Source organism: Vibrio sinensis, assembly GCF_003605645.1.
Taxonomy (GTDB): Bacteria; Pseudomonadota; Gammaproteobacteria; order Enterobacterales; family Vibrionaceae; genus Vibrio; species Vibrio sinensis.
In genome coordinates this window covers 44,925-68,541 of record NZ_QVMU01000011.1, presented here as the reverse complement: position 1 = coordinate 68,541, position 23,617 = coordinate 44,925, and the positions used below count along the sequence as shown (strand labels likewise).

General features: G+C 41.6%; 21 protein-coding genes. 14 read left to right on the top strand and 7 right to left on the bottom strand.

Going from position 1 to position 23,617, the window contains the following annotated elements:
• Positions 1–15 precede the first annotated feature (15 nt).
• Positions 16–1,356 (top strand): MATE family efflux transporter, encoded by a 1,341-nt coding sequence (locus tag DZ860_RS12960; RefSeq protein ID WP_120031930.1) that lies wholly within the window; start codon positions 16–18, stop codon positions 1,354–1,356.
• 70 nt (positions 1,357–1,426) lie between these two features.
• Here the strand turns inward: DZ860_RS12960 and DZ860_RS12955 are convergent, their stop codons facing one another.
• The 3 genes from DZ860_RS12955 to DZ860_RS12945 form a co-directional block, all read right to left on the bottom strand.
• Complete coding sequence (locus DZ860_RS12955; protein ID WP_165862900.1) at positions 1,427–2,305, bottom strand: U32 family peptidase; 879 nt, start codon at positions 2,303–2,305, stop codon at positions 1,427–1,429.
• A 20-nt stretch (positions 2,306–2,325) separates the two neighbouring features.
• On the bottom strand, positions 2,326–3,339 hold the full coding sequence (ubiU, locus tag DZ860_RS12950) for a ubiquinone anaerobic biosynthesis protein UbiU (RefSeq protein ID WP_120031926.1): 1,014 nt from the start codon (positions 3,337–3,339) through the stop codon (positions 2,326–2,328).
• A 155-nt stretch (positions 3,340–3,494) separates the two neighbouring features.
• On the bottom strand, positions 3,495–5,534 hold the full coding sequence (locus DZ860_RS12945) for a sensor domain-containing protein (protein WP_120031925.1): 2,040 nt from the start codon (positions 5,532–5,534) through the stop codon (positions 3,495–3,497).
• Positions 5,535–5,726: 192 nt separating this feature from the next.
• Between DZ860_RS12945 and ubiT the strand changes: the two genes are divergently transcribed.
• The 6 genes from ubiT to prfC all read left to right on the top strand — a co-directional run bounded on the left by ubiT (position 5,727) and on the right by prfC (position 10,725).
• Positions 5,727–6,254 (top strand): ubiquinone anaerobic biosynthesis accessory factor UbiT, encoded by a 528-nt coding sequence (ubiT, locus tag DZ860_RS12940; protein ID WP_120031923.1) that lies wholly within the window; start codon positions 5,727–5,729, stop codon positions 6,252–6,254.
• Positions 6,238–6,741: a GNAT family N-acetyltransferase gene (locus DZ860_RS12935; RefSeq protein WP_120031921.1), complete on the top strand. Its 504-nt coding sequence runs from the start codon at positions 6,238–6,240 to the stop codon at positions 6,739–6,741. Before ubiT ends, DZ860_RS12935 begins: the two co-directional genes overlap by 17 nt.
• 126 nt (positions 6,742–6,867) lie before the next feature.
• Positions 6,868–7,263, top strand: coding sequence for a DNA polymerase III subunit psi (locus DZ860_RS12930; RefSeq protein WP_120031919.1), 396 nt, complete (start codon positions 6,868–6,870; stop codon positions 7,261–7,263).
• Between the two features lie 6 nt (positions 7,264–7,269).
• Complete coding sequence (gene rimI / locus DZ860_RS12925; protein ID WP_120031917.1) at positions 7,270–7,719, top strand: ribosomal protein S18-alanine N-acetyltransferase; 450 nt, start codon at positions 7,270–7,272, stop codon at positions 7,717–7,719.
• A gap of 235 nt (positions 7,720–7,954) precedes the next feature.
• Positions 7,955–8,992 carry a GGDEF domain-containing protein gene (locus tag DZ860_RS12920; protein WP_120031915.1) on the top strand — a complete coding sequence of 346 codons (1,038 nt, stop codon included), beginning with the start codon at positions 7,955–7,957 and terminating at the stop codon, positions 8,990–8,992.
• A gap of 143 nt (positions 8,993–9,135) precedes the next feature.
• A complete protein-coding gene (gene prfC / locus DZ860_RS12915) occupies positions 9,136–10,725 on the top strand; it encodes a peptide chain release factor 3 (protein ID WP_120031913.1) in 1,590 nt (529 codons plus the stop codon).
• 608 nt (positions 10,726–11,333) lie between these two features.
• On the opposite strand, the gene srmB is transcribed toward prfC, so the two are convergent.
• Together srmB and DZ860_RS12905 are read right to left on the bottom strand one after the other, a co-directional pair.
• On the bottom strand, positions 11,334–12,572 hold the full coding sequence (gene srmB / locus DZ860_RS12910) for an ATP-dependent RNA helicase SrmB (RefSeq protein ID WP_120031911.1): 1,239 nt from the start codon (positions 12,570–12,572) through the stop codon (positions 11,334–11,336).
• Between the two features lie 100 nt (positions 12,573–12,672).
• Positions 12,673–13,392 (bottom strand): tRNA1(Val) (adenine(37)-N6)-methyltransferase, encoded by a 720-nt coding sequence (locus tag DZ860_RS12905; protein ID WP_120031909.1) that lies wholly within the window; start codon positions 13,390–13,392, stop codon positions 12,673–12,675.
• Positions 13,393–13,699: 307 nt separating this feature from the next.
• Here DZ860_RS12905 and brnQ point away from each other — a divergent pair, with 307 nt between their 5' ends.
• The 5 genes from brnQ to DZ860_RS12880 all read left to right on the top strand — a co-directional run bounded on the left by brnQ (position 13,700) and on the right by DZ860_RS12880 (position 20,293).
• Positions 13,700–15,013: a branched-chain amino acid transport system II carrier protein gene (brnQ, locus tag DZ860_RS12900; protein WP_120031907.1), complete on the top strand. Its 1,314-nt coding sequence runs from the start codon at positions 13,700–13,702 to the stop codon at positions 15,011–15,013.
• Between the two features lie 162 nt (positions 15,014–15,175).
• A protein-coding gene (prfB, locus tag DZ860_RS12895) for a peptide chain release factor 2 (RefSeq protein ID WP_120031905.1) occupies positions 15,176–16,274 on the top strand; the annotation gives its coding sequence in 2 pieces (ribosomal slippage) (positions 15,176–15,250 and positions 15,252–16,274; 1,098 coding nt in all).
• 32 nt (positions 16,275–16,306) lie between these two features.
• Entirely contained in the window at positions 16,307–17,824 is a 1,518-nt protein-coding gene (gene lysS / locus DZ860_RS12890) for a lysine--tRNA ligase (protein WP_120031903.1), read from the top strand.
• A gap of 280 nt (positions 17,825–18,104) precedes the next feature.
• The gene (vpsR, locus tag DZ860_RS12885) at positions 18,105–19,439 is read left to right on the top strand and encodes a cyclic-di-GMP-binding transcriptional regulator VpsR (protein ID WP_120031901.1); all 1,335 of its coding nucleotides are present in this window, start codon (positions 18,105–18,107) and stop codon (positions 19,437–19,439) included.
• Between the two features lie 602 nt (positions 19,440–20,041).
• Positions 20,042–20,293: a DUF1127 domain-containing protein gene (locus tag DZ860_RS12880; protein ID WP_120031899.1), complete on the top strand. Its 252-nt coding sequence runs from the start codon at positions 20,042–20,044 to the stop codon at positions 20,291–20,293.
• Between the two features lie 35 nt (positions 20,294–20,328).
• Here the strand turns inward: DZ860_RS12880 and DZ860_RS12875 are convergent, their stop codons facing one another.
• Positions 20,329–21,363, bottom strand: a complete 1,035-nt coding sequence (locus DZ860_RS12875) for an NADP(H)-dependent aldo-keto reductase (RefSeq protein WP_120031897.1) — start codon at positions 21,361–21,363, stop codon at positions 20,329–20,331.
• A gap of 140 nt (positions 21,364–21,503) precedes the next feature.
• On the opposite strand from DZ860_RS12875, the gene DZ860_RS12870 reads away from it, so the two are divergent.
• A complete protein-coding gene (locus tag DZ860_RS12870) occupies positions 21,504–21,815 on the top strand; it encodes a DUF6482 family protein (protein WP_120031895.1) in 312 nt (103 codons plus the stop codon).
• Here DZ860_RS12870 and mutH read toward each other — a convergent pair.
• Positions 21,809–22,477, bottom strand: coding sequence for a DNA mismatch repair endonuclease MutH (gene mutH / locus DZ860_RS12865; protein ID WP_120031893.1), 669 nt, complete (start codon positions 22,475–22,477; stop codon positions 21,809–21,811). The two genes, DZ860_RS12870 and mutH, sit on opposite strands and share 7 nt — an antisense overlap.
• A 619-nt stretch (positions 22,478–23,096) precedes the next feature.
• Between mutH and rppH the strand changes: the two genes are divergently transcribed.
• Positions 23,097–23,615: an RNA pyrophosphohydrolase gene (gene rppH / locus DZ860_RS12860; RefSeq protein WP_120031891.1), complete on the top strand. Its 519-nt coding sequence runs from the start codon at positions 23,097–23,099 to the stop codon at positions 23,613–23,615.
• Positions 23,616–23,617: the final 2 nt, after the last annotated feature.

Here is a 23,617-nt window from a genome sequence, read left to right as displayed (position 1 = left end):
ACTTTGGTAAGAGTCATGCAAACATCCATTTATAAACAGTTTTGGAAATACGCAATTCCAACCGTAGCGGCGATGCTCGTCAATGGTTTATATCAAGTGGTCGATGGTATTTTTATCGGCCGCTACGTAGGAGCTGAGGGATTAGCAGGTATCAATGTGTCGTGGCCAGTGATCGGCTCGATTCTCGGTATTGGTATGTTAGTTGGTGTCGGAACCGGAGCGCTTGCTTCCATTAAGCAAGGTGAGCAAAAAGAGTCTGAAGCAAAAAGTATTCTTGCGACAGGTTTGGTTTTGCTCGCGGTCCTTGCCCCGATTGTGGCTACCATTCTGTTCTTGTTCTCCGATAGCTTTTTATTGTGGCAAGGTGCGACGGGGCGTATTTATGAATTAGGGACCCAGTACCTCCATATCTTAATTTATGCGTGTGTCTTTTCGTTAGGTTCAATCGCAGTTCCGTTTTTATTGCGTAATGATGGTAGTCCAAACTTAGCAACGATCCTTATGATCATCGGTGCGATTATTAATATCGTACTGGACTATATTTTTATTGCTTGGTTGGGTTGGGAGTTGAGAGGCGCAGCTATTGCTACTGCAATTGCTCAGTTTGTCGTGACTTTACTGGGTGTTGGATACTTCTTTTCTTCTAAAGCCAGTATGCGATTAACTTTCTCTGATATGCGTATACAGTTTGCAGTAGTACCTCAGATTGTTGTAATCGGTGCTTCTAGTTTCTTTATGTATGCGTATGGTTCGATGATGGTCGCGCTACATAACAACTTGTTTGCAGACTATGGTGATGCATTGCTAATTGGTGCGTACGCAATTTTAGGTTATATCGTAACGGTCTACTATTTAGTGGTTGAGGGGATTGCGAATGGTATGCAGCCTTTGGTGAGCTATAACCATGGCGCTCGCAATACGGATAATATCCGAAAGTTACTTAAAGTCGCGATGGGTAGTGCAGTGCTTGGTGGTATTGCTTTTGTCGTATTACTGAATCTATTCCCTCGAGAATTTGTATCGGTATTCAACTCTAGTGATGAACAGTTGATTGAGAATGCCATCATTGGTGTCCGCTTACATATGTTCGCGATGTTCCTTGATGGTTTCTTAGTTGTTGCTGGGGCATATTATCAATCGGTCAATAAAGGCAGCAAGGCTATGTTTGTGACGATCGGAAATATGCTGATTCAGCTACCGTTTTTGTTAATTATGCCAAAATTGATGGGCGTTCCTGGAATCTGGATTGCTTATCCGTTGTCTAATATCGCACTGAGTGTCGTGGTTATGTGGATGCTTTGGCGCGATACCAAGAAAATTATTTTGGCACCAGATCAACCGGTATCAGTTCATTGATATAACCGGTTCATTAACATAAAGAATAAAAAAGCGAGGGAAACCCTCGCTTTTTCTATTTTGATAGTCGCTAGTCTTGCTTAACGGCTAATCCAGCAAGTTGATGCCAATAGCCATTGCATTGGCGATCCGCGATTTTTTCTGGATTATTACCAGATTCATTAGCGCGGAACTTATCAAGCTCAGAGAAAGTGTCTAGGCCAAGTGGACTGAGTCGAACAACATCTACAAGTCCATTCATGCTAGGTAAGTCATTGATTAAGTTGTAGCAGTAACCAGACTGTGTCTGAATACCGTTAAGGTTAAAGACTTCTTGTCCTTCTTGGCTACGAACTTGAATACCTGTCGGATACTTAATACAACAAGTCTCGCAATCATCTTTTGCTTTGTTTTCAGCGCGGGCTGTAAAACAGCGAGCGGAGTAAGCAAGAGGTAAGTACCCATGACTGAACACTTCTACTTCGAATTGACCCCGGATACCCACTTCTTCACACTGAGTCAGTACATTGCTAAGCCATTCACGTGATAGCTCAACAGGCATACACCAACGAGTCATCCCTTGTTTTAGAAATAGGTTTAGCGTATGCGCGTTGTAGGTATTGACTGCTGGGCCAACAACAAATGGTACTTTTCGCTCTGCAGCCAGTTGAATTGCTGATACATCATTAGCTTCAATGGCAAAGTCACCATTGTCGATGTACTTTTTCAAAATGGTGACTTCACTTGGCGCCTCTAATAACGCCATGGTCGATAGCACCACTTGTTTGCCAGTTGAAGAAAGCTCTTTCGCGATATCTAGCCAATGCTGAGTTTTCATTTCCCGGCGTTTTGAGCACACCGACTCGCCAAGGTAGATAATGTCCGCAGAGCTTTGTTGAGCTTGTTTGTAAAAAGCTTCTAGGTCTTGCTTAGGCCAAAAGTAAAGTAATGGTCCTAATGCATATTTGATTTTATTGTCCATTCGAACCTCTATTGCCATTTGCGATGATACGCACCTAATGTTGTTTGAGTACCCTCTGAGACGTTCGCCAAAGTGGCATCCCAGGCAGCTTCAACACGATATGCTTCAGGGTTCGCTTGGTAGCGGTCAATCGCAGCGCGCCAAGTCCGAGTCACTTGCTCGACATAAGCTGGGCTACGTTGACGACCTTCGATTTTTACCGAAGCTACATTGGCAGCAAAGAGTTCAGGAAGCATTGAAAGGGTATTTAGGCTCGTTGGCTCTTCTAACGCATGATAGCGTTTTGGCTCCCCTTCGATATCCGCAATAAAGCGACCTTTACAAAGTGTAGGATATCCTGCGTTTTCTCCAGCACTATAACGATCAATTAGAATATCATTTAGGCGAGACTCTAGCCCTTGTGGTGTTTCTTGCCAGCGAACATATTTTGCAGGAGAGCAAGCACCCACAGTATTTGGAGATTCGCCAGTCATGTAGGAAGAAAGGTAACAACGCCCCTCTGACATGATACATAAACTACCAAACGCAAAAACTTCCAACTCAACATCATCAACCATATTACGAGAAAGTTGTTTAACTTGATGAATGGATAACACGCGAGGAAGAACGACACGTTTGATATTGAAGTTACTTTTGTAAAACTCTACCGCTGCCACATTGGTTGCAGAAGCTTGTACCGATAAGTGCAATTCCATATTTGGATATTTGCGCGCGGCATAATCAAGAACAGCAATGTCTGCGACAATCAGCGCGTCAACGCCAACATCAGCAGCGCAATCGACAGCATTAGTCCAACGCTCAAATCCATCAGGATGAGCAAAAGTATTCAACGCAACGTGAATCTTTTTTTTATGGTCGTGGACGTATTGTACGGCCTTGTCGAGTTTTTTACCGTTGAAGTTTAGACCAGCAAAGTGGCGAGCATTGGTATCATCTTTAAAACCAATATAAACGGCATCAGCGCCACAATCGATCGCTGTTTTTAGAGCAGGTAAATTACCTGCTGGACACAAAAGTTCCATAGGACACTTAAAGCAATTGTTTCAAAGTTGTCCTGTATTTTATGAAGAGATGTGAACGGGGAATTTGATGTAAGGCAGGTTTGAGTGAGTTAATCGTGATTTACCCATTCAGGAGTAGTGGTTTACGCGAGTGAAATCATAACATCAGCTTGATTTTAGTTTTTATGGCGACGATTTTGAACAAATAGCTCTTCGACTTCTTGTTTCGGTTGCGGGCGATAAAAATGGAAACCTTGGATAGAGTTACAGTTGAGATTTGATAACAGGGTTGCTTGACGTTGAGTTTCTACCCCCTCAGCAACTACAGATAAGTTCAGAGATTTACCTAGGTTGATAATGTTCTCGATAACCGTTATTTGCTTTGGCAGAATATCAATTTCATTAATAAAGGCACGGTCAATTTTGAGCTCATCTAATGGAAATCTTGCCAAATAAGAGAGTGAAGAATAGCCAGTACCAAAGTCATCAATCGATAGTGAAAACCCGAGTTTTTTAATCGCATTAAGCATTTGTAAAGTGTGTTCACTGTCGCTCATTACTGCACTTTCAGTCAGTTCGAAAGTAATGCAATTAGGGTCAAGCTCAGTGGTACGCAACAGCTTTTCCATGTAATCAATCAGTTTTGGATTACCAAACTGTTCTGGAGATAAGTTAATAGCGACACGACCCGGTAAGATCCCCTGAAGTTTCCAACGCTTTACTGTCGAAAAAACTTCGCGCATGACGACACGACCTAAATGTTCAATTAAGCCAGCGCGTTCAGCGACAGGAATGAAAGCTCCTGGGCTTATGTAACCCTCAACAGGATGCTTCCAGCGAATAAGAGCTTCTGCACCATTAATGCTGAAATCACGTGCGTTAACTTTAGGTTGATACCAAACTTCTAAACCATTTTGTTGTAGTGCTTTTTGTAACTCAATTTCCAACCATAAGCGCATACGCGCTTCTTTGTTCATTTGATCATTGAATTTGATTAGGCGATTACGGCCACGGTCTTTCGCTTCATACATCGCTGTATCTGCATTTTGCAATAAAATACGTGCGTCGTTACCATCTCCAGGGTAGATAACACTACCAATAGAACAAGCCAAGCGCTTGCTGAAATGATGTAAATCAAAAGGTTGGTTTATTAAACCAATAATTCGCTCAGATAAGACTTCAGCCATTCGGTTGTTTTCTGGCTCAGGCAGAATAACACCAAATTCATCTCCTCCTAAATGCCCTAAAACCGCTTGTTGTGGTAAAAGGCGCTTAAGGCGAGATGCTACTTCTTTGATGACTTTGTCACCGATATGGTGGCCAAGTGAGTCATTAATGTTTTTAAAGTTGTCGATATCTAAATAAAGAAGAATCAGAGGTGTTTCATTGTGAATGAGTTGTTCAAGTCGTTTAGTAAATCCGAAGCGATTATACAAACCGGTTAACGAATCAATGTGAGAGTCTTCGTGAGTTTTGTTGGATAGATTTTTCGGTGTGTCTTCTGCGTTGAGAATTAAGATGAGTTGCGAGTTCTGCCCAAGTAGTAAGGTGTTATCAGCTTGGAGTTGAACTCTACGCTCAAACCCACAACGAGGGCCTGTTAAACAAACAATAGGAGATTCGGTTAAAATTGGTCCAAGTTTGTTATTGAATACTGTCTTTGTTTTCTCATCCACAAACAAACGAGAAAGCTCTTCACCAAGTAAGTCTGTGTTGGACTCAAAACCAAGTAGACGCACTGCAGATTGGTTCGCAGAGATGATGCAGTCATCTTCAACAAGCAGTAACCCATCAGGAAGTAATGATGTCAGAGTTGAAAACTTCCCCTCGGACTCTTCAAGTGACCGGATAAGAATATGTTTTTCTGACGTATCAATAGCATGAAAGACGACATGTTTAATGCTGTCTTCTGCCTCAAGAGGGCTCAAGCTAATATGCAGACTGGTTTCGAGGTTAATTTCACTTAGTATGATCTCTGCTTCAATCGTTTCACCAAGCAGAGCTCGCTCATAGTAAGGCTTTAAATGATGATAAAACTGCTGTCCAAGGATCTGGCTATCGCTCATGCCTATCAATTCTGATTCACTTAATCCGGCAATTTCACAATAACGTTGATTGACCATCACATATTTGTGTTGGTTATCCAAAATTGCTGAAAAGAATGGGCCATGAGCCGTAATCTTTGTAAACCAGTGCTGTAGTTGTTGCGATGGCATCAGTTTTCCAAGTCTCCAAAGAGCTGTAGAGTCCGTCTACATAGTCGTCGCTGTTAGGTGACTACTATAGCCGTGATTGTTATGAGATAAAAGAGTCGAGGCTTTACGAAGTTTTTTGATACATAACAGTAATCGTAGAATATTCATCCCTTATGATGAACCATTGATTTAACAAAGTAACGGATAACACGCGTGATAAACAAGATTCGCACTCAATTAGTTCAAAATGCGGCATCAATTTTGCGATCTCCAGTCCACTTATTGCCTCGTTCTGTACAAAAAAAAGCCTTGCTTGATGGGCTGAAAATGGTCTTTCAAGAAGCACTAGAAGATGGTGATTTTGAGTTCCTTGACGGGAAATGGTTGAAAGTTGAAATAAGTGATATGCAGTTGTGTTGGTATATCAGTTACGAAGACGACAAATTAGTTGTCGCAGATATGCCAATGCAAGAAGATGTCTCTTTTAGCGGCAACTTGAACGACTTAGTGCTGATTGCTGGACGTAAAGAAGATCCAGATACGTTGTTCTTCCAACGCCGACTTTCCATTGAAGGGGATACTGAATTAGGTTTGGAAATTAAAAACTTAATGGATAGTGTTGATTTGGATCTTTTGCCAAAGCCGTTGCAAATGTTGCTTAATCATCTAGCTGATTTTGTGCACAAAGGCGTACAATCTTCGCCAGTGCAAAATGAGGTAGCCCATGCTTATTCGAACTGAAGCCCCCGCTGATCTGTTAGCGATAGATAGATTATTGAAAAATACATTTCCAACGGAAGCGGAAGCTAACTTGGTAATGAAATTAAGGGAAAATGGACATTTAACGCTATCGTTAGTCGCTTGTACTGACGAGGGAGAAGTGATTGCTCACGTTATGTTTAGCCCTGTAACGTTAGATGGCCAGGATTATAATTGGCAGGGGCTTGCACCACTGGTGGTCAAAGAAGAATACCGCAATCAGGGAATTGGCTCTGATCTGGTAAAAGAAGGTTTTGAGTCCCTTGCAATGTTTGGTTACCCAGCATGTGTTGTGCTAGGAGATCCTAATTATTATGGTCGTTTAGGTTTTGTGGCTGCTGAACAACATCAAATGCGTTGCCAATGGGAAGTGCCAGAAGGTGCATTCCAAGTTAAGGCCTTAGTAGATGGTGAGTTCTCTGAAAGAGAGGGAACGATAGAGTACTGCGCCGAATTTCTTGAACTATAAGAGTCTTGATTAAACCTCTTCAGGACCAGCCAATTGAATGAGAAAAAGGTGAGAAAAGCTCTCCCCTTTTTCTCATTTCATTATCCTATGCTAGAATGGCAGTGTTCTTTTTCTAGCGTTTATTTTATGCCACACAATCAAATTAGCTACCTTCAAGAGATGGGAATTCAATGCTACCAGTTACTTCATCCAGAACGACTAACGGGTATTGAACAGACCACATTGACGTTACCCACTCAGTGTAAACTCCTACTTATTGCCGACGATATCCCAATGGGAGAGAGCGCAATCTTGTTAGAGCGTGTTTTAAAAAGCATTCAATTAACACTTGATCAAGCTTTACATATTACACCTGAGCAATTACCACTTCTTGGTGAACACCAATTAGAGTGGATTTGGTTTGCGGGTTGCGTAGAGCAAATGGTGAGTGTTAAAAAGAAATTAACTTCACCAGCGTTGATTGAGATTGGCGGTAATAATGATTATCGCCGTGCATTGTGGCAACAGATTTGTTCTTATTGATAAATTATGACTCAACAAATTACAGCTTTATCCACTGAGCATTTAGACTCAGTTTGGCGCATTGAACAACTAGCGCATACCCACCCTTGGTCGGAAACGATGATTCGCAATGTTAAAAGCCGAGGTGCGATGCATTACGTATTAATCATCGATAATCATGTGGTTGGATACTTTTATGCGCAGAATATTGTAGGTGAAGTGACACTACTGAATATTGCCATTGATCCAGGCCAGCAAGGTAAAGGTTATGGTAAGTTTCTGTTAGAGGAGTTTGTTACTTTATGCGAACAAGCCAGTGCTGAAAGTGCGTGGTTAGAGGTTCGAGCAAGCAATACAGTAGCTCATCAACTTTATCTAAATTCTGGTTTTAACGAAGTTGATCGTCGTATTAATTATTACCCCTCTGCTCAAGGGCGTGAAGATGCCATTATCATGAGTTACTTCTTTTTTGGTTAATATCTTTCATTAATGCCGCATATATCTGTACTAGTAAGCCTCTCATTTTGAGAGGTTTTTTATTTCAGGCGATCCTTGTCTCACAACGCTAAAAATTACCTATGGTTGAATCGTTCATTTGGAGGATTCATTCGCAATACTGATAAAGCTATCTATAATACATAAGACATGTGGTTAGCAGTCTTTCATATTTAATCTAAAAAGAACCATACTGCGACCACTAAGTGGAGGCGTGATGAGCGATTATCGTCATAACTTTGATTCATCCATAGCTCAATTATTTGATGAACAAAGTCGCGACAGTTTATTAAAGCTGATGATGGCGATAACTTTAGTGACGTTTGTTCCCTTCGGTATCAAGAACTTCGTTATTGGTGAACCATTACTTGGTGCATCATTACTCATTTTTGAATTGAGTTTTATTACTGAGTTAAGCGGGCTATTTTACTTAAGACGCAGCCTTATTGGTTACCGAATCCCATTAATGCTGTTAGTGATCTCTTTGACTCTCAATGTGTGGGGCTTAGGGATAATGAGTACTTTTTGGGTCTTTCCTATCGTTATCGCTCTTGCGCTTATCATTCCGTTTAAAGATGCCATTTTGGCCAATGGTACAATTGTGATGAGTTGTGCATCCATTTCCCTATTACATATGGATTGGGATGTGGCAATGCGTTTTATCTTGGCTATGATATTTTGTACTGCGATTGCACACCTTGCGGTTTATAAAATAGCTCAACTTCAAGAGCGATTACGTGAATTATCCATTAGAGATGCCATGACGGGAGCGTTAAATCGAAGTCAGCTCGATATCTTGCTCGAGCGTGCAATTGATAATCAGGGTGTAAGCTCAACGATTGCGATTATTGATATTGACCATTTTAAACAAGTTAATGATTTGTACGGACATGACATCGGCGATGAAGTCATTAATCAGCTGGTCGCATTGATTGAACGTAATACCCGAAAACTAGACCGATTGTTTCGCCTCGGAGGAGATGAGTTTTTGATTCTCTTTGAGGGAACAGATGCGACTTCAGCGTATCGAATTCTTAATCATATAACACGTAAAGCCCAGATGCTTAATTGCCCACCTAATGCCAAAGTGACTCTAAGTATTGGTGTCGCGGAATGCCAGGCAAGCGACAAACCTGAATTATGGATGAAGCGAGCTGACAACGCATTGTATTGCGCTAAACATAACGGACGAGATCAGATTTCTTGTGCAGAGAGAGCCTGGGGGCTTAACGGTGTAGAAGAGTGGACATCTTAAGCTCACTAAGGTGACTTTCATCAGCCCATCTTGTCTTGAAAGTTGCCCATTGGTCAATAATAAGCGAAAATACCGCACAAAATTGAATCGAAAAAAGATTGCCTTCTTAATTAAGGCCATCTGCCATCAAAGAAGACCAGTTCATGTCAAATACACCATTTATTGGCGAAGTTTCTAAACGTAGAACTTTCGCTATTATCTCGCACCCAGATGCGGGTAAAACCACCATTACAGAAAAAGTTCTGTTATTCGGAAACGCGATCCAAAAAGCGGGTACAGTAAAAGGCCGTGGTTCTAACCAGCATGCAAAATCAGACTGGATGGAAATGGAAAAAGAACGTGGCATTTCGGTAACGACCTCGGTAATGCAGTTCCCGTACAATGGTTGTCTTGTAAACCTACTTGATACTCCAGGACACGAAGACTTCTCGGAAGATACTTATCGTACTCTAACCGCGGTTGACTCATGTCTGATGGTGATCGATGCGGCAAAAGGTGTCGAAGACCGTACACGTAAACTGATGGAAGTTACTCGTCTGCGTGATACGCCAATCGTTACGTTTATGAACAAACTTGACCGTGATGTTCGTGACCCGATGGAAGTTCTTGACGAAGTCGAAAACGAACTGGGTATGATGTGTGCACCAATTACATGGCCAATCGGCTGTGGTAAAGAGTTTAAAGGTGTTTATCACATTCACCGTGATGAAACGATTCTTTATGAATCAGGTCATGGTCATGAGATTCAAGAAGTTCGCATCATCAAAGGCTTAGACAACCCAGAGTTGGATGAGAAAGTGGGTGCAGATCTGGCCGCAAGCGTGCGTGAAGAGCTTGAGCTTGTAATGGGCGCTTGTCCTGAATTTGATCTAGAATCTTTCCTTGTTGGTGAATTAACACCAGTTTACTTCGGTACTGCACTAGGTAACTTTGGTGTTGACCACATGCTAGATGGTTTGACTGAGTGGGCTCCAATGCCAAAAACTCGTCAAGCAGTTGAGCGTGAAGTTGAAGCGACAGAAGAAAAATTCTCAGGTTTCGTTTTCAAAATCCAAGCAAACATGGATCCAAAGCACCGCGACCGTATCGCGTTCATGCGTATCGTATCGGGTACTTATACCCAAGGTATGAAAATGAACCATGTGCGTCTAGGTAAGCAAGTTAGTATCTCTGACGCTGTAACTTTCATGGCCGGTGACCGTTCTCGTGCTGAGAATGCATACGCAGGTGACATCATCGGTCTACACAACCACGGTACAATTCAAATTGGTGATACGTTCACACAAGGTGAATCATTGAAGTTCTCTGGTATACCAAACTTCGCTCCAGAATTGTTCCGTCGTATTCGTCTACGCGATCCTCTAAAGCAGAAACAGCTACTAAAAGGCTTAGTTCAGCTTTCAGAAGAAGGTGCAGTGCAAGTATTCCGCCCATTGCAAAACAACGATCTAATTGTTGGCGCAGTTGGTGTGCTTCAGTTTGACGTAGTAGTAGCTCGCTTGAAATCAGAATACAACGTAGAAGCGATCTACGAAGGCGTAAACGTAGCAACAGCACGTTGGGTCGACTGTACTGATGGTAAGAAGATGGACGACTTCCAACGTAAGAACCAAGCAAACCTAGCATTAGATGGTGGTGATAACCTCACGTACATCGCGCCAACAATGGTGAACTTGAATTTAGCTCAAGAGCGTTTTCCTGATGTGGTGTTCCGCGCGACTCGCGAACACTGATATTCTTCGTATTTGGTGTGATAACTGCGTTGACTGCGTTAATTCACACCAATCACATAGTTGACAATGCTCATGGCAATGAATGAACTTGTCGCCTTGTTCTGACACCAACTACTTTGAATATGGATTGGTGAGAGAGTTTGCTGCCTAACCACAACGCCAACTATTTAGAATGTTGTCATGTTTAATTAGACTTGTTGATGTTCATGGTGATGAATGAACTTGTCGCCTTGTTCTGACACCAACTGCTTTGAATATGGATTGGTGAGAGAGTTTGCTGTCTAGCCACAACACCAATTATTTAGAATGTTGTCATGTTTAATTAGACTTGTTGATGTTCATGGTGATGAATGAATTTGTCGCCTTGTTCTGACACCAACTACTTTGAATATGGATTGGTGAGAGAGTTTGCTGCCTAACCACAACGCCAACTATTTAGAATATTGATGAATAAAAAATACCGCCCTTGAGGCGGTATTTTTATATCTAGATATGAGAGTTGTTTGACTAAAAACATACAGATCTCATGCTGAATTCGTATCTCACATTCCAAATAAAAAGGGCTGATGTTTTCACATCAACCCTTTATATTTTTATCTAACTAGCGATTACTTTTTCTTCTTGCCAGTTTTCTTTTTGCTTTTCGCTTTTGCTGAAGCTTTGTTCTTGTCTTCTTTTTTCTTTTTCTTAAACACAGGTTTTTTGTGTGTAGGACGCATCTCTTTAACGAAGCGTTCTTTGATATCTTCTTTTACGTAACGAGCAACGCGATCCAGCATTTGTTGGTCATGTGCTTCTACGATAGAAACCGCATTACCTTTTTTACCTGCACGAGCCGTACGGCCGATGCGGTGTAGGTAAACATCAGCGCTGCGTGGCATGTCGTAGTTGATTACGTGGCTAACGTCAGGTAAGTCGATACCGCGCGCTGCAACATCAGTTGCTAGTAGAATATTAACATCACCATCACGGAAGCGAGCAATTGCGTTGTTACGACGATCTTGTGGCATTTCACCTTGGATCCAAGAACATGGAATTTGTGCACGTTCAAGTTCAGTACGCAATTCAGCTAAACGTTCACGAGTTTTCAAGAAGATGATAGAGCGTTCAGCTTGTTCTGTGATGATTTTTTTTAGTAGTGCTAATTTGTGTTCAGCACTGTCAGCACGGTGATACCACTGAGTGATTTTCTTGCGTTCACGACGAGATGGATCCGCCTCAATTTTCGCAGGGTTCTTAAGTAGATCTTCTGTAAAACCGTCAACACCACGGCCCTCTAGCGTCGCTGAGAACAATAGTGTTTGTTTACGCCAACGACATTCGTTAGATAGTTTATCAACAGTTGGACCAAAGCCCATATCAAGCATGCGGTCAGCTTCATCTAGGATAAGCCATTCAATTGCACGACAATCAAAACGTTCTGCGCGGATGTACTCCATTAAACGTCCTGGCGTTGCCACCACGATGTCTTGTGTTTTAGCAAGAATATCTGCATGTTCTTGATACTGAACGCCACCAGTGATGGTTACAATGTTCAGGTTGGTGTTTTTTGCTAGTTCACGAGCTTGATCGGCGATTTGCATCGCAAGCTCACGTGTTGGTGTTAGGATCAGAATACGCGCCGGACCAGGTCTACGACGAGGAAAATCCAGTAAGTACTGACAAGCCGGTAAAGCAAAAGCTGCGGTTTTACCCGTACCAGTAGGGGCTGACGCTAAAATATCGCGTCCTTCTAGAGCTAGTGGGATCGCCTCAGCTTGAATTTGGGTTGGGCGAGAGTAGCCCATCTCTTCGATCGCAGTAAGTAGGCTAGAATCTAGCTCTAGATCAGCAAAATTTTTGATCACGTAAACGTCTCCACAAGCACTGGCTTGTTAGCTTAATAAGGGGCGTAAAAATAAGGGGTCATAGTATAGTGTTTTCGGTGATAAGGATCACACCTTATTTCTACATCTTGAGATAAAAATCTTTGGTCAAAGCGATAAACTCATCGCTATACGACTGTTTATCTCGAATGTTCAAATGATTTTCCTCTAAATTAGTTGGTCTCTTTCCAAGTTGAATGAGCAGTCGATTTTCTGCTTTTTCCTGATTGGGCTTTACGTGACATAGCTTTTGTAAGAACCATCCAGTCGCAGTTGCGAGCTCAATAAATTGATTTCCTTCCACTGTCGGTAAAACAAAACAGGCATAGCCATCGGGCTGTAATAATGAGTAGCAGCGAGCCAGTAAGTCCAAATGGTTTAGTGTATCAGTATGTCTTGCTATTGCACGTTGTTCGAATTTTGATTGTTCACCTGAATTAAAGTAAGGCGGATTACAAACAATCGCATCAAATGGTTGCGTAAATTGATAACTCAGTACATCTCCGTGATACAGAGTCAGCCTTCTTACCCATGCTGACTGTTCAAAATTGTATTGTGCTGCAGCAATTGCCTCAGCATTGATGTCAATTGCACTCACAATAAGATTAGCATTGCGCTGGGCTGCCATTAAAGCAAGTAAGCCGGTTCCTGTTCCGATATCTAATAATGTCTTTATTTTATCCAATTCGCACCAAGCGCCTAAAAGGACCCCATCTGTGCTGACAGGCATACCTGAATAGCCACCATCGACCTTAAATTGTTTGAACTCAAAGCTCTTAGTTTTGCTCGTTGTGTTTTTCATTATCATTTGTCTTTAGGTTAAAAAAAAGTCGATTTTACTATTGTTAAATAAATGTATAGATAAAGCTTCTGTATTTTATAATTTCTGATAAATTAAATATCTAGTTTTATGGTCTGATATTTTACTGATAAGTAGTGATATAAGCTGGTTTTCGATGGTCGAGATAAATTTATATGGTGTTTTTCGCTTTCGTATTGCGAAGTATTAGGTAATTGGTCATTATTCTAGTCAAATTTATATAGCAGGGAAGGTGTTTAAGCCTATCTTTGCAACACAACATCAATCAAACATAATTAGAGGTGTATCTGTGAAGCAGACGTTAAAATTAACAGATATTATTGCTGTGGGCTTTATGCTTTTCGCATTCTTTTTGGGTGCTGGTAACATCATCTTTCCTCCACTAGCTGGTCAATTAGCAGGCGATAACCTTATGCCTGCAATGGGTGGCTTTTTACTGACAGCGGTAGGTCTTCCTCTGGTTACCATTATTGCTATTGCTGTCGCTGGTGGTTCTTGGGGTCATTTAACTAAGGATCTTCCAAAGCAAGCGGCAACGTTAATGGCGGTGTTGATTTTTATCATCATCGGTCCAGCATTTGCAGCGCCTCGTACTGGCCTTGTAGCGTATGAAATGGCAGTGAAGCCATTCTTTATTGATGCGACACAATTTCATCTCACCACATTCTCAATCTTATTCTTTGCTATTGCGATGTTCTTTGCATGGTCTCAAGGTAAATTGATTGATGTGATTGGTAAGGTATTAACACCACTATTATTCATTGGTCTAATCGTTCTTGCTGCTGCGGTATTCCTTGACCCGCAGGGTGATATTATTGCTGCTCAAGGTGAGTATTTGACGCACCCACTACAAAAGGGTTTCCTTGAGGGCTACAACACAATGGATATGTTTGGTTCATTGATGTTTGGTGTACTGATCGTTGATGCTCTACGTAGCAAAGGGATTACAGAACAAAGTGCTACGGCTAAGTACCTAATCGGTGCAGCATGTATTGCAGCCGCTGGTTTAACGTTTGTTTATGTTTCTCTATTTTACTTAGGCGCGACCAGCTCAGTCGTTGCTGCTGGTGCTGATAATGGCGGTGTCGTTCTAAGCCATTATGTTCAAGCATTGTTTGGTCCATACGGTCAGCTTGTGCTTTCGGTGATTGTTCTACTGGCGTGTTTAACGACTGCGATTGGTCTAATTTCAGCGTGTTCAGACTACTTTAGCTCGTTGACATCATTGTCATACAAAAAGTGGGTTTTAATTATCGGCGTAGCATGTGCGGTTGTAGCAAATATTGGATTGGCACAATTAATTTCTTTGTCAGTGCCTGTGTTGTTTGCTCTATACCCAGTAACCGTTGCTTTGGTCGCATTGACATTTATCCGTCAGCGTTTGCCAAATCCGCGTTTTGCTTATCGTTTAGTGCTATCTGTTTCTCTACTGTTTGCTCTTATTGATGCAGCAAAAGTTGCAGGCGTAGATGTTTCATTTTTCAACTTCCTACCATTATTTGAAGTGGGTATGGGTTGGGTATTACCAACATTGACTGCGATTATCGCTGTGTTCTTTATTGGTAAATCAGCCTCACAAACGTTGGCGAATGAAGCGGCATAATTACTGCTAGCATAAAATCAAAAAATCCCCTGTGGCAAAAGGCGCGACAGGGGATTTTTTTATGTCCAGTGTTTTTGGTTGCTAGCAAAAAATTCCTGTATCTTCGTCACACTTTTCAGTACAATTCTTCGGTTAAATTCTACTCATAAATGTTGAGCAAACATGTTTGAAATCAATCCTATTAAAAACCGTCTACAGGATGTGTCTGAACGCACAAATATCCTGAGGGGGTATCTTTGACTATGACGCTAAACAAGAGCGTCTAGAAGAAGTTAATGCAGAATTAGAGCAACCGGATGTATGGAATGAACCTGAACGCGCTCAAGCGTTAGGTAAAGAGCGTGCGTCACTAGAAGCTGTAGTGGAAACTATTAAGCAACTAGAACTAGGTGTCGAAGACGTTGAAGGTCTTTTAGAGCTTGCGGTTGAAGAAGAAGATCAAGAAACGTTTGATGAAATCGAACCGGAACTGGCTGAACTTGAAGAGAAGCTAGCATTACTGGAATTCCGTCGTATGTTCGCTGGTGATCATGACTCGTCAGATTGCTATATCGACTTACAATCCGGTTCTGGTGGTACAGAAGCACAAGACTGGACCAACATTTTGCTACGTATGTACTTACGTTGGGCTGAAGCTAAAGGCTTTAAAACCGAAGTGATTGAAGTCTCTGAGGGTGAAGTCGCAGGTCTTAAAGGTGCAACCGTTAAGATTTCGGGTGAATATGCCTATGGTTGGTTACGTACAGAAACGGGCGTTCACCGTCTAGTTCGTAAGTCACCATTTGATTCAAGTGGTCGTCGTCATACTTCTTTTGCCTCTGCATTTATTTATCCTGAGGTTGATGAAAACATAGATATCGATATTAATCCTTCAGATTTGCGCATAGACGTGTATCGTGCTTCTGGTGCAGGTGGTCAGCACGTAAACACCACTGAGTCGGCAGTACGTATTACTCACGTACCAACCAATACGGTTGTGCAGTGTCAGAATGATCGATCTCAACATAAAAACAAAGATCAAGCGATGAAACAACTTCGAGCGAAGTTATTTGAGCTTGAGCTGCATAAGCAGAACGCTGAAAAGCAAGCGAATGAAGATGCGAAGTCTGATATCGGTTGGGGCAGCCAAATCCGTTCTTATGTACTTGATGATTCACGTATTAAAGATCTCCGCACAGGCGTAGAGAACCGAAATACACAAGCCGTCCTCGACGGTGATTTAGATAAATTTATTGAAGCTAGTCTTAAATCTGGCTTGTAAGCTTTTTACCGACAAAATAGGGTACATCTAAAATGACTGATGCTATTCAAAACGAAAATATCCAAGAAGAAAATAAACTTATTGCAGAACGCCGCGCTAAATTGGATCACATCCGAAAGAGCTGCAAAGCAAATGGCCACCCAAATGACTTCCGTCGTGACAGCCTAGCTGGTGACCTGCAAAAAGAGTTCGGTGAAAAGACCAAGGAAGAACTGGAAGAACTTAACCACGTTGTAGCAATCGCTGGTCGTATCATGGCGAAACGTGGTCCATTCTTAGTAATTCAAGAAACATCTGGCCGTATCCAAGCATACGCAGCAAAAGATGTTCAAAACGAAATTAAAGACAAGTACCAAGGTCTTGATATCGGTGACATCATCGGTGTTAAAGGTGCGCTGCACAAATCAGGTAAAGGCGATCTATACGTAAACATGGAAGAGTTTGAGTTGCTAACTAAAGCACTACGTCCACTTCCAGAAAAATTCCATGGCTTAACTGACCAAGAAATGCGTTACCGTCAACGTTATGTTGATTTGATCGTAAACGAAGATTCTCGCAATGCATTCGTTGTACGTTCTAAAGTAATGGCTGCTATTCGTAACTTCATGGTTTCTAAGCAGTTCATGGAAGTTGAAACGCCAATGATGCACGTGATCCCTGGTGGTGCTAGTGCACGTCCATTCATTACGCACCATAATGCGCTTGATATGCCAATGTACTTGCGTATCGCTCCAGAATTGTACTTGAAACGTCTTGTTGTTGGTGGTTTTGATCGCGTGTTCGAAATCAACCGTAACTTCCGTAACGAAGGTCTATCTCCTCGTCATAACCCAGAATTCACTATGATGGAATTCTACATGGCGTATGCAGACTATAAAGACCTAATGGACCTAACTGAAGAACTATTGAGCTCTATTGCTCTAGAAGTTCTAGGTTCAACATCAATGCCTTACGGTGAAGATACTGTTGAGTTTGGCGGTCAGTACACTCGCATGAGCATGTTTGATGCAATCAAACACTACAACCCTGATCACGCTGGAATCCAAGCACTAACAGAAGCTGATATTCAAAATCGTGACCTTATGGTTTCAATTGCTAAATCAGTTCACGTTGAAGTTGAAACTTTCTGGACATGTGGTCAACTACTTGAAGAAATCTTTGGTGAAACAGCAGAACCTAAACTAATGCAACCAACGTTCATTACTGGTTACCCTGCTGATATTTCTCCACTAGCTCGTCGTAGCGATGATAACCCGTTCTTCACAGACCGTTTTGAGTTCTTCATCGGTGGCCGTGAAGTAGCAAATGGTTTCTCTGAGCTAAATGATGCAGAAGACCAAGATGCTCGCTTTAAATCTCAAGTAGAAGCGAAAGAGTCTGGTGATGATGAAGCAATGTTCTACGATGCTGACTACATCACAGCACTAGAGCACGGTTTACCACCAACAGCAGGCCAAGGTATCGGTATCGACCGTCTTGTTATGCTATTGACTAATACGCACACTATCCGTGACGTAATCTTATTCCCAGCGATGCGTCCACAAGCGTAATTCGACTTTGAATAATTGATAACAAAAACCACCTTCGGGTGGTTTTTTTGTTTCTTTTGATCCCATACTTTAAATGTTCTGAATGTTTAGTCGCAAAAAAAGCAGTTTGGCTTTGTCTCTGAATCAGCTTCACAGTTACATTTTAAATAGCGTAATGTTATGCATAATCTCAAATGTAAGACAGATTAATTGCGCAACAATCTATAGTGTAACGCCTCAGCCTCATGTGCGCTCAGTGGCACAGAAAACATGATAGAAATAAATATAAGGAAGAAGTTCAATGGGTAATCAATTCCGGATGGATTCCGTTCCTGGTTCTTTAGTTGTTGTTGGCGGCAGCTATGAACCTTGGCTCTCAGTTTTGGAGCAAGTTGGTTGGCGGTGTACTCAATGTGCCGATTTACGTAAAGCGAATGCTCTGTTTTCTGAAACAGGGCCGTGTATCGGGATCGTAGATTTGAGTCATGATGAATTCAGCCTAAATGGTATTGCTAACTTAGTAAGCAATCACAAGCAAGTTCGTTGGTTAGCTTTTATTAGAGAATCACAATTGAGCTCGGATACCATTTGCCAGTTCATTGTTAACTTTTGTATCGACTTTTTTACCGCTCCTATTCCAGATGCACAGCTATTAAGTACGATTGGTCACCAACTTGGTATGCTCAAGTTGGAAAAGAAAGTTTGGCCTCATTACGGTAATAACAATGATATGGGACTGATTGGTGAATCGATCCCGATGAAGCGTCTGAGAGATCAGATTAAGCGTATTGGTCCGACGGACGTTAGTATTCTGATTTATGGTGAAAGTGGGACTGGGAAAGAAACGGTTGCCCGAGCTGTCCACAAGACCTCTTCTCGTGCGCAAAAAGAATTTATATCGGTCAATTGCCGAGCGATGTCTGAGCGTCGTATTGAAAGTGATTTATTTGGTATTCACCGTGATGACCCATCGGTTCCATCAATATTGGAAAAAGCCGATGGTGGCACGATTTTACTTAATGACATACTGACGTTACCAAGATCTCAGCAGCTTAATTTGTTGCGTTTTTTACAAGAGGGAATGGTTGATACCGTTAATGGTCGTAAAGAAGTTAACGTTCGTATTTTAGCGGCTAATTCCGCTGATATTGAAAAAGCATTGATTGATGGTGACTTCAATGAAGAACTTTATCATTATATTAATGTTCTGCGTATCAATGTACCTAGCTTGAAAGAGCGAGCAGGTGATATTGCAATACTAGCTCGCCATTTCTTGATGGAGTATTCGAAAGAATACAATGCTCAAGCGCGTAGCTTTACGGAAGAAGCGTCACGAGCACTGACTCGTTATCATTGGCCGGGTAATGTTCGTGAACTCATGAATCAAATTAAGCGTGTTGTTTTGATGTCAGATACAGTGATGTTAGATGATTATCATCTCGATTTGCCAAAACGTAGCGACGGTAAGCGAAGCTTGAAAAGCATTCGTGAGCGTAGTGAACGTGATGCGTTATTGCTTGTTTTAGAATCCCACTCCGGTCAAGTATCAATGGCAGCAAAAGAATTGGGCGTTTCTCGAGCAACAATGTATCGATTGCTGAATAAGCATAATTTGATAACTGACAACGCGATGTAATAAGGCTGACTCTTTTTAATTAGGTGGTCTCCGCGTTTTAAAAAATGTGAAAATATTAACTGAGCCATGTGCATAGCACGTGGCTTTTTATTTTTCTGGGATTTAACTTTTCTAATACTTGTTTGTTCAGAATGGTCAGTTGAACCGTTCTATGACTGTAGGATGTTTCAAGTTATTTAGGATTAGAAGACGAATATCTTATAACCAAAGCGTCTTTGTTGTTGTTTTTGGGTTAAATAATTGTTTTATAAATTGGTGTTAATCAAGGGTTGATTAACAAATCGAACTGGTTAGAATTTAACCATGAGTTCAAGCTCATATGTATTAACTTATTTCGGATATTACTTAGCTCGGAGGCGCACAATGAAACATCTTAATGTCATTTCAACCATTTGCGCGTCCCTTTACACCATTATTCCAATGAATGATGGCACCTGTGCCAAACCTACGAGTGCAGATTGTAAATGGAAACGAGCAAGCCACTAATCCGTAATCAATATTTAATTGGCTGCGGAGTATGACAGCCAATTAAGCCGATAGCTTTCTTTTGATTTAATTGACCTGTTTTCTCCCGCCATTAGTCCTCACTAAAGGAGAAAACCATGAATCATTCTGTTTACCTACAAATCGCGACCCTATTTATTAAAGCGGACCTTCGACGTGAAGAACGTCAATGGAAGCGGAAAATACGTAGAAGTGCCTATGATCTTCCTTGGGAAAACCCGCACCTACTAAAAGATATCGGCTTAGAACCAGATGGCCGTTCAGTTACTCATTCTGAGCCAGATAACGTCAAGGTTGCACGTCGCATGCGACACCTTCGCCGAGTTTTAACATCGCGAATAGTGACGTAATTTAGGGGGCTGGTAGAGGCTGGCCCCCGATAAAACTAAGGGCAAGGATTGGAGTAAGTGGTCCCAATCTCTTGTATCACCTCAAGAAGTTCATCACTTAATTTGACATCAATACTGTCGATATTTATTTTCAATTGATCCATCGTTGTTGCTCCGATGATATTAGCGGCAACGAATGGACGTTGGTTCACGAACGCTAATGCCATTTGCGCAGGATCAATACCATGCTCGCGCGCCACATTAACATAAGCTTGAGTCGCTTCTATTCCCTGTGGTGTAAAGTAACGAACGAACCGTTCAAACAGAGTACATCGAGCCCCAATAGGACGTTGGCCATTAAGATATTTACCGCTTAAACAACCAAATGCGAGTGGCGAATAGGCCAATAACTGAACTCCCTCATGATGACTCACTTCAGACAATCCTATTTCAAAGCTACGATTGAGTAAGTTATAAGGATTTTGAATCGAAACGATCCTTGGTAAGTTGTGCTTTTCTGCTAGTCGAAGTAAGGTCATAACGCCCCAAGGTGTTTCGTTAGAGACGCCAATGTAGCGAACCTTTCCTGCATTAATGAGTTCAGCGAGTGCTTCTAAAGTTTCTATCAGCAGCACTTCTTCTTGGTGAGATGGAGGAGAGTAATTGAGTTGACCAAAGCTATTGGTTTGCCTCTGAGGCCAGTGCAATTGGTATAAATCAACATAGTCGGTTTGAAGTCTTTGCAAACTGCTATCAATGGCTAGATGAAGGTTTCTACGGTCTAAACTCATGTTTTCACGAATATAGGGGACATTGCGAGGCCCCGCTATTTTAGTGGCTAGAACAATCTTCTCTCTTTTGTGTGAGCGCTTTATCCATTGCCCAACATATTGCTCTGTATGGCCTTGAGTCGCTTCTTGTGGTGGAACAGGGTACATTTCCGCTGTATCAATGAAGTTCACACCGCGTTCAATGGCGTAGTCTATTTGTGCCCAAGCCTCTTGTTCTGAATTTTGTTCGCCAAACGTCATAGTGCCTAAAGCAATTTTACTGATCTCTAAAGTCGAGTGGGGGAGCTTATTGTATTGCATCGCGCTTCCTTGTTCTTATGACTGCAATGGTTCCAATATAGGGATATTTATGGTGAGAAGAAAGTAATACACAGAAGAAAGCCGATAGGATTCGCCAAAATTTACCGAGTTAACTAAGCTTGAAAGATTGGGGGTGAATTATGCAAAAAAGCCAGCTAGATAAATGGATACATGGGTATCACAAAGAGAGTTATAAGCCACCGAAGGTTTTTGTTATCGGATGTTCTGATTTGTCTCAATACTTGCTTGCGGTTGAATTCAAGCACAAACTTGAGCCAATTAAAGTGAATGATGAGTCGATTTATTTTGATTCAATTGAACAAGTTAAAGATGAGCTGCTGAGACTTGGAGTTGAGCGAGCTTATTTACGTTTACACAATGCTTATGATGAATGTGGTTCCGGTGATAGCCCGTTGTATCATGATGTTGAACTATCACTAATTAGTCACTGAGCAAAATGGTCTTCAAGTAGTTTTGCTGTGAATTGTGTTCGCAAGTAAAACCCACGAGGAAGAGTTTTGATGAGTCGACCACTGGCGCCATAAGCTTCAGTGAGAGCTCGACTGTTTGCAGCCTTGGGCCTTAACTGAAGTACTTCACCATGGCGTGCTGTAATTTGCTCCACTTGTCCGACGACAATCATTTCCATTAACTCTTCCCAATCGGTTTTGAGTTGCTTTTCTTCGTCTTTCGTTGGAGACCAGATCAGAGGTGAACCGACGTGCCGCTGCGCCAGCGGTATTTCTCTTTCTCCCTCAACTGGAATCCACAGCACGCGTGATAACTTATTACGGACATGACTGGTTTCCCATGTTAGTCCTGCCACGCCAATCAATGGTGCGACACAAACAAATGTGGTTTCTAGTGGTTTGCCATTATAGCCTATTGGGATGGTTTTAAGTTCAATACCGAGCTGTTCAAAATCTTGAGTTGGTTTACTGCCAGCTGTCGCCCCTAAATGCCATTCTAACAATTGGCCTACCCAGCCTTTATCTCGTCGCAGATCCGGTGGGACGGAAATATTGGCTTCTTGAGCAAGTTCCTGAAAAGTCATGCCGGCAATCTCACGGGCTCTCGTGAGAAGTTCTTGTTCTGATTGTGGCTCGTTTTTCATATTGAGTATAAATGGTGGGTTTTGACCAATATTGTAACTCAATGTCAGATAATTATGACGAAAGGAAAGAATAATTATTTTGTACGATAAATGCGCTGAACAATGTTATCCACAATCAATAGACTGAAATTACTTACTCATGAAAATATGTATGAATAAACAGTGGTTTAATCGGTTGTAATCCTTGATTTACGAAGGGTACTGTTTTTTATTTATGCTAAATTGTGGATGAAATTATCTTTGGTTGTTTTTTAATCGATCTAAGATTTATTCATTTGTTTTGAATTTCTACATTTATTTTAAATGCTGCGTCTTTGGTTATCCTATTGTTTTAAATGGATTTGTTGTGATATTTGTCGTTTTTGTATTTCATCGAACTTTGATTATTTTCATGCGACGCACAATTCACTTCAGCTTCTTCACATAGTTATACACAGAAAAGGTGAATAAATGTGGGCTATGTCTCATCTTGATGTGAATAACCTGTTTGTTGGTGGAAAGTTATCCAATATTTTTAGATTGATTGATATTTTATGGCTTAGTCACACTAGTAAGTTTGCTCCAATTGGGGATATGTGGAAAAATCACTGTAATTAAAGATTTTATTAGAGGTTTGCCAGTGATAGATGGCGATGGTTACCGCTTAAATGTGGGTATTGTAATCTGTAACAACCATGGTCAGGTCTTTTGGGCAAAGCGATACGGACAACATTCATGGCAATTTCCTCAAGGAGGAATTGATGAAGGTGAAACACCAGAACAAGCCATGTTTAGAGAGTTATACGAAGAGGTTGGTCTAACAAGTAAAGACGTTAAGATCATCGCGACCAGTCGTCATTGGCTAAGGTATAAACTACCCAAACGACTTGTCCGTTGGGACTCGAAACCCGTCTGTATTGGCCAAAAACAAAAGTGGTTTTTACTGCGTCTTGATAGTGATGAATCAAGAATTAATATGCAGCGTGGCCACTCACCTGAATTTGATGGTTGGCGCTGGGTGAGTTATTGGTACCCGGTAAGACAGGTTGTCTCTTTCAAGCGAGATGTTTACCGTCGTGCGATGAAAGAGTTTGCTTCAATGGCTATGCCATTTAAAGAACGCAAAGCGAAAGGCAAGCGTAAACACCGAAGAGGATAGAA